Annotated in this window: 6 protein-coding genes; 4 read left to right on the top strand and 2 right to left on the bottom strand. The window is 62.2% G+C overall.

What is annotated here, in order from left to right; genetic code table 11:
- Nucleotides 1-260: 260 nt before the first annotated feature.
- Both Q1L50_RS05040 and icd read right to left on the bottom strand, forming a co-directional pair.
- Nucleotides 261-1,460, bottom strand: a complete 1,200-nt coding sequence (locus tag Q1L50_RS05040) for a CaiB/BaiF CoA-transferase family protein (RefSeq protein ID WP_300336374.1) — start codon at nt 1,458-1,460, stop codon at nt 261-263.
- Nucleotides 1,461-1,550: 90 nt separating this feature from the next.
- A complete protein-coding gene (icd, locus tag Q1L50_RS05035) occupies nt 1,551-2,780 on the bottom strand; it encodes an NADP-dependent isocitrate dehydrogenase (RefSeq protein WP_300336372.1) in 1,230 nt (409 codons plus the stop codon).
- Nucleotides 2,781-3,107: 327 nt separating this feature from the next.
- On the opposite strand from icd, the gene aceK reads away from it, so the two are divergent.
- The 4 genes from aceK (at nt 3,108) to Q1L50_RS05015 (ending at nt 7,095) form a co-directional block, all read left to right on the top strand.
- Nucleotides 3,108-4,859, top strand: a complete 1,752-nt coding sequence (gene aceK, locus Q1L50_RS05030; RefSeq protein ID WP_300336370.1) for a bifunctional isocitrate dehydrogenase kinase/phosphatase — start codon at nt 3,108-3,110, stop codon at nt 4,857-4,859.
- 86 nt (nt 4,860-4,945) lie between these two features.
- Nucleotides 4,946-5,506 (top strand): cob(I)yrinic acid a,c-diamide adenosyltransferase, encoded by a 561-nt coding sequence (locus tag Q1L50_RS05025; protein WP_300336368.1) that lies wholly within the window; start codon nt 4,946-4,948, stop codon nt 5,504-5,506.
- A 50-nt stretch (nt 5,507-5,556) separates the two neighbouring features.
- Nucleotides 5,557-6,114, top strand: a complete 558-nt coding sequence (locus Q1L50_RS05020) for a hypothetical protein (protein WP_300336366.1) — start codon at nt 5,557-5,559, stop codon at nt 6,112-6,114.
- 171 nt (nt 6,115-6,285) lie between these two features.
- A complete protein-coding gene (locus Q1L50_RS05015; RefSeq protein ID WP_366145212.1) occupies nt 6,286-7,095 on the top strand; it encodes a DUF4124 domain-containing protein in 810 nt (269 codons plus the stop codon).
- Nucleotides 7,096-7,198 lie beyond the last annotated feature (103 nt).

Below are 7,198 nucleotides of genomic sequence, written 5' to 3'. Positions count from 1 at the left end.
TGGATTCGGTTCATCCTGGCCATCTCTGTTCTCCTCTCGCTTCGACAGGGATCAGATTAACCTCCGGCTGGCTCATATGATGAGCCAGTCAGGCGAGCGGCTGAAGAATAGCGCTAATCAGGTCATGGGATGTGGGTGCCGATGCGTGGCGAGGTACGCTGGCTGCTGCCACAGGGGCCGAAGCCCTATTGGCGAGGGTGTGTCGGACGACTCGACTACGAGTTTTCGTAAGCCCCAGGAGCAGGCGTCGAAGCGCCGCTTCAGATCGTGCCGGCGTCGCGCAGGGCGCTGATCGCCGCGGCCGAATAGCCGAGTCGCTGCAGCGTCTGGTCGGTATGTTCGCCGAGCGCCGGTCCCAGCCATTCGGTGCCGCCCGGAGTCGCCGACAGTTTTGGAACGATGCCCGGGATCCTGAACACCTTGCCGTCGGGCAGGGTGGCCGTTTCGATCATCTGTCTGGCCAGATACTGCGGGTCGGCAACGATGTCGGCGGCCGAGTACACGCGTGCGGCCGGCACTTCGGCGGCGGCCAGCGTCGCCAGTACTTCGGCTTCCGGGCGTGCCGCAACCCAGGCATCGATGGCGGCGTACAGTTCGTCGCGGCGCGCGTCGCGGCCGGCGTTATCGGCCAGTTGCGGATCGTTGGCGAGGTCGTCGCGACCGATCGCCAGCATTAGCCGCCTGAAGATCGCATCGCCGTTGGCGCCGATGGCGACGTGCTTGCCGTCGCTGGTCGCGTGTGTGTTCGACGGCGTGATGCCGGGCATGATATTGCCGGTGCGCTCGCGAACGAAGCCGAAAACGTCGAACTCCGGGAGCAATGACTCCATCATCGCGAACACCGCCTCGTACAGCGCGACGTCGACCACCTGCCCCTGGCCGCCGTTGTGCTCCTTGTGACGCAAGGCCATCAGCGTGCCGATCACTCCCCACAGCGCGGCAATCGAGTCGCCGATCGAAATCCCGGTCTTGACCGGTGGCCGATCGGCGTAACCGGTCACGTAGCGCAGTCCGCCCATCGATTCGCCGATCGCGCCAAATCCTGGTTGCTGCGCCAGCGGGCCGCTCTGGCCAAAGCCCGAGAGCCGGAGCATGACCAGACCGGGGTTGATGGCCGACAGTTTCTCCCAACCCAGACCGAGCTTTTCGAGTACGCCGGGGCGGAAATTCTCGACCAGGATGTCGGCCTCGGCGACCAGTTGGTGGACGATCTCGCGCCCGGCCGGATGCTTCAGATTGACGGTGACCGATTTCTTGTTGCGCGACTGGACGTACCACCACAGCGACGTGCCCTGGTAAAGTTTGCGCCACTTGCGCAAGGGGTCACCGCCATCGGGTGATTCGATCTTGATCACTTCGGCGCCGAACTCGGCCATGATGCGCGCGGCGAATGGTCCGGCGATCAGGCTGCCGAGTTCGACGACCTTCAGGCCGGTCAGCGGTTTGGTCGGTGTCGTCATGAGCACGAAGATCCTGGTTGGCGCGTTCGGTCGACAAACGACAAAGCCCCCTTGCGGGGGCCTTGTCCTTGCCGCAGGTGAAGCGAAGGCCTACATCCGCTCGATCATCGCGTCGCCGAAAGCGGAGCACGACACCTCGGTGGCGCCTTCCATCAGGCGCGCAAAGTCGTAGGTCACGACCTTGTCGCCGATCGCGGCTTCCATCGACTTGATGATCAGGTCGGCGGCTTCGATCCAGCCCAGATGACGGAGCATCATTTCCGCCGAGAGGATCAGCGAGCCGGGGTTCACCTTGTCGAGCCCGGCGTACTTCGGTGCCGTGCCGTGCGTTGCTTCGAAGCAGGCATAGAGGTCGGAGATGTTGGCTCCCGGGGCGATGCCGATGCCGCCGACCTGCGCCGCCAGCGCGTCGGAGATGTAGTCGCCGTTGAGGTTGGTGGTGCAGATCACGTCGTATTCGGCCGGACGCAGCAGGATCTGCTGCAGGAAGGCGTCGGCGATCGAGTCCTTGATGATGATGCCCTGCGGAAGCTTGAGCCACGGTCCGCCGTCGAGTTCGACGCCACCGAATTCGTTCTTCGCCAGGTCGTAGGCCCAGTCGCGGAACGCACCCTCGGTGAACTTCATGATGTTGCCCTTGTGCACGATGGTCACCGACTTGCGATTGTTGGCGATCGCGTACTTGATCGCCGCGCGTACCAGGCGCTCCGTGCCCTCCCTGGAAATCGGCTTGATGCCGATACCCGAGGTATCCGGGAAGCGGATCTTCTTGACGCCCATTTCTTCCTGCAGGAACTTGATCACTTTCCGGCAACCGTCGCTACCGGCCAGCCACTCGATGCCGGCATAGATGTCCTCGGTGTTTTCGCGGAAGATCACCATGTTGGTCTTCGACGGGTCCTTGAGCGGCGAAGGGACGCCGCGGAAGTACTGGATCGGGCGGACACACTGGTACAGATCGAGTTCCTGGCGCAGGGCAACGTTCAGCGAACGGATGCCGCCACCGACCGGGGTGGTCATCGGCCCCTTGATCGAGACGGAGAATTCCTTGAGCGTGTCGAGCGTTTCCGCGGACAACCAGACGTCGGAACCGTACATCTGGGTCGACTTCTCGCCAGCGTAGACTTCCATCCAGGCGATCTTCTTCTGGCCACCGTAGGCCTTGGCGACGGCCGCGTCGACGACCTTGATCATCACCGGCGTAATGTCGATGCCAATACCGTCGCCTTCGATGAACGGGATGATCGGGTTATCCGGGATAGCTTGTCCCGGAATGATTTTCTGGCCGCCTTGTGGGACTTTGATCAGACTTGCGCTCATGCCAACTCCATAAAGTGTGGTTTGGTTGTATTCCATGCGGGGGTCGGCACCGGCGCCTGGCAGCGCCTGTGGTGCTTCGGGACCTGCGTAGTGGACGATGCTGCGTACGTGGGCACGAAGGACTTGTCGGAAGCAAATTCTCCTGCGGCACCGCACGCGATTATGGCGCAAATTCAAGCCATTTGCCAGCCTGTTAAGGCTGGTGAAGGTTGGCGATGGCGGTGTGCTCGGCACATTTCCGGACCTCCCGCGCGGTGGCCGGAGCTTGGTGCGGCGCAGCAGCGCGGGTGCTACAATCGCCGCACGTCAGACCTGCCGGCCCGCCCCATGGACATTTCCACTACCGAGAACGTGCTCGCCCAGCGCATTGCCGAGGCGATGATCGATGGCTTCAACCGGCACTATCAGCTGATCCGTCGTTACGGTCGAGAAGCCAAGGAACTCTTCGAAGCCGCCGACTGGAAGGGCGTGCATGTGGCCGTCCGCGAGCGAATCCGTTCGTACGACGAGCGGGTCACCGAGACCGCCGACCTCCTTGCTGCCGATTTCGGTGCCGCGTCGATCGACGACGCGACCTGGCAGCAGTTGAAGCTGTTCTACATTGGGCACCTGATCAACCACAAGCAGCCTGAACTCGCCGAGACCTTCTTCAACTCCGTGTGTTCGAAAATCCTGCACCGCACCTACTTCAACAACGACTACATTTTCGCCCGCCCGGCGGCGTCGACCGAGTACATCCAGTCCGACCCGCCGACCTACCGCAGCTATTATCCGATGCAGCTTGGCCTGCGCGCGACGATCCGGCAGGTGATCCAGGACTTCGCGTGGCAAAGACCCTTCGAGGACCTCGACCGCGACGTCGACTTCGTCATGCGCACCGCCGAGAAGCGCCTCGGCGAGTGGCCAGAGGCGGAGGCCAACGCGCAGATCCAGGTCCTGCACTCGGCGTTCTATCGCAACAAGGGCGCCTACGTCTTCGGCAAGGCCATCAACGGGCATCACGAATTTGCCTTCGCCGTACCGGTACTGCATACCCCGGAAGGCAAACTTGTCCTCGACACGATTCTGCTCGACCGCTGGCTGATCAGCGTCCTGTTCTCGTTGTCGCGGGCCTATTTCATGGTCGACATGGAAGTTCCCTCGGGCTATGTCCAGTTCCTGCGCAGCTTCATGCCGAACAAGCACCAATCCGAGTTGTACACCATGCTGGGCCTTGGCAAACAGGGCAAGACGCTGTTTTTTCGCGACTTCAAGCAGCACCTTCGGCATTCCGCTGACCAGTTCATTATCGCGCCGGGAATCGCCGGGCTGGTGATGCTGGTATTTACGCTGCCCTCGTACCCCTACGTCTTCAAGCTGATCAAGGACGTCTTCGGCGCTTCCAAGGATATGGATCGTGAGACCGTCAAGCGCAAGTACCTGCTGGTCAAGCAGGTGGACCGCGTCGGCCGGATGGCAGATACGCTCGAGTTTTCGCATGCGGCGCTACCGAAGGCGCGCTTCTCGGCCGAACTCCTCGAAGCGCTGTACACCCTGGCGCCGTCGCTGATCGAGGAAGACGGCAGCGACCTGGTGATCAAGCACCTGTACATCGAACGCCGTCTGACGCCCTTGAACATCTATCTCGATGCGGCGACACCGGAGCAGATCGACCACGCCGTGCTCGAGTACGGCAGCGCCATCCGCGAACTGGCCTGCGCCAACATCTTCCCCGGCGACATGCTGTGGAAGAACTTCGGCGTGACCCGTTACGACCGCGTCGTGTTCTACGACTACGACGAAATCGAATACATGACCGACACTAACTTCCGGGTCATTCCGGAAGCGCCGTACCCGGAAATGGAGATGTCCGGCGAGCCGTGGTATTCGGTGGGCCGGCACGACGTCTTCCCCGAGGAGTTCGCCAGTTTCCTGCTCGGTTCGCCTAAGGTCCGCTCGGCTTTCCTCAAGTACCACCGCGATTTGCTGAGCGTCAGCTTCTGGAAGAAGGCACAGGAAAACATCCGCGCCGGGCATGTCGAGGATTTTTTCCCCTATCCCGAAGATCTGCGTTTCTGCAAGACGTTCGCAGCCACCTGAGCCGGCGGCGATGGCCGCTCCATGCCGCGGTCGGCAATTCTCCTTCAGCTATAATCGCTCTTTATTTCTTGATCAGGAACGCCAGCATGGGCCACCGTCTTTCTAAAATCGTCACCCGTACCGGTGACGCCGGCACGACCGGTCTCGGCGACGGCACGCGGGTGGCCAAGGATAGCTTGCGCATCGAGACCATGGGTCAGGTCGACGAGCTCAATTCGACGGTCGGCCTGCTGCTGACCGAAGACCTGCCCGACGATATCCGGCAGGCGCTGACCGGCATTCAGCACGACCTTTTCGATCTCGGGGGCGAATTGTGCATCCCGGGGATGAACATGATCTCCGAGGCGCAGGTCAGCCGACTCGAAGGCCTGGTCGAGCAGTTCAACGACGATCTTTCGCCGCTCAAGGACTTCATTCTGCCGGGCGGCACGCGGGCAGCTGCCGTCGCGCATGTGGCGCGGACGGTCTGCCGTCGCGCCGAGCGCCAGATCGTGCATCTGGCGGCCACCGAGCAGGTTTCCGACTTCGCCCGCAAGTACCTGAACCGTCTGTCGGATCTGATGTTTGTTCTGGGCCGTGCGCTGAACAAGGCGGGCGGGCGAGGCGACGTGCTCTGGGTCCAAGGGAAAAATCGCGGCGGCGACTGAGCACGGGCTGCCGCCGGGCACGGGCCACAATTCTCTGAGGGGGTTTTGCCATGGCGATCAATATTACAGTCATCACCACCGCCAACCGCGCGCGGCGCTTCGTGCAGGCCGACGGCGCGGCTATCGAGCCGATCGTCGACAGCCTCAATCGCAGCAGTCAACTGTTCGCTGGCAAGCCGCTGATCATCGGTTCGGCGGCTCACACCGAAGTGTTCTCGACGGCTTCGGTGGCTTGTGTGGAATTTGAAACCGACGGCGACTTGAGCGATCACATGGCCAGTCCGATGAACCTGGTGCTGACCGCGCTGTCTCCACAGGAACTGACGGTGCCGTTCGAAGGTGTCATCGAGGGCGAGCACTTCAAGGTGCGCATCGACTTCTTCTTCACCGGTGGCTATGTGCTCCATACCCGTGCCGAAGGTGTTCGCAAGGCGGTGCTGGCCGAGCGCCTGATGAACCTGACCAGTTTCCTTGAGCGTCCGGTGATGAATTACCGGCTGCCGCAAGGCGGCATCGGACTGATGAACCCGCACGCCATCAGCCGCTTCCTGGTTACTCCCGGAGTCGCTGACCTGCCGCGTGACGCCTGGCTGGCAGAGCCGGCGTAGGGCGGTGGGGTGGCCAAGCATCAAGGCAGCGAGCAAGGCGGCCGCTGGTCAATCACCGTGCTGTCGCTGCGTAATTGGCTTTCCCGTTGCGCTCAGCGGACGATGTGATTCTTTAAAGAGCACACGGGAATGCCAGTCGGTTTGGTCTGCTGATCTTGGGGTCGTAACCGAATGAGTTTGAGTGTCAGAACTGACCTCGTTTTCGTCACGCCGGCCATGATTCGCGGCGGGAGAAGCACGGTGCGATCATGTCTTGGTCTAGCTCTTGTGTTGGCGCTGCTGGGCAGCGTGCATGCGCAAAGCGTGTACCGGTGGACGGATCAGCAGGGCCGGGTTCATTACAGCGATGCGCCTTCAGACACCGTCAACGCGACAGTGATCGAGTGTCCCCCGCCGCCAACGCCCCAACAGCTAGAAGACGCGCAGCAGCGAATACGCCGCGAGCAACAGGCCCTGACGGAAATGCAGGCGCGGCGAAGCGCCGCCGATCGCCAGGAAGGGGTCATCCCGCCGCGCGCGCTCGGTCCTCTGCCAGCAAACGAGACCTCCGGGTACATGCGTACGCGTGGCACCGGCGTCAGCTGCGAGTGGCGCCCCGAGCGATCGCCTGCCTACGCCTACCGCTTCTCGCTCGCTCTCCAGGTTCACGACGACGTGCCGGTTGGCGCTTTCATTGAAGCGGAGTTCGAGAACCCGCCCGACGAAGCGCATCCGCTGCTGGCGACGGCGGTGATCGATGTCAGTGGGCCCGGGCAGGTCAAGGTGGTCGATGTTTTCCTGCTCACACCGCTGGTCGACACCATCCGCTGCGGAAACCACCGCGTTACCGTCCGCCTCTATCGGAGCAGGCAATCAAGGGAACTGCTAGGTACTCATCAGCAGCTGATCCAGTCGCGTTTCGACTCTGCCCTGTGGACCGCTCTCGGGAAGAACGCCTTCGACTACCTGCAGCGGAATGGTCATGTGTGCCCCTACCCGTGACCGAACACTCGTCTTGAGATCGCTTTAGCCAAGCTCGCTCAACCAGACGAAGCGGGTAGCGGAGTCCGTGGTCAGGGCACTCGCACGGATCTCCTGCAAGGCC

Source organism: Accumulibacter sp., assembly GCF_029255145.1.
In the GTDB taxonomy this organism is placed as follows: domain Bacteria; phylum Pseudomonadota; class Gammaproteobacteria; order Burkholderiales; family Rhodocyclaceae; genus Accumulibacter.
The sequence above is the reverse complement of the archived record's forward strand: the minus strand, read 5'-3'. Positions and strand labels throughout refer to the sequence as shown.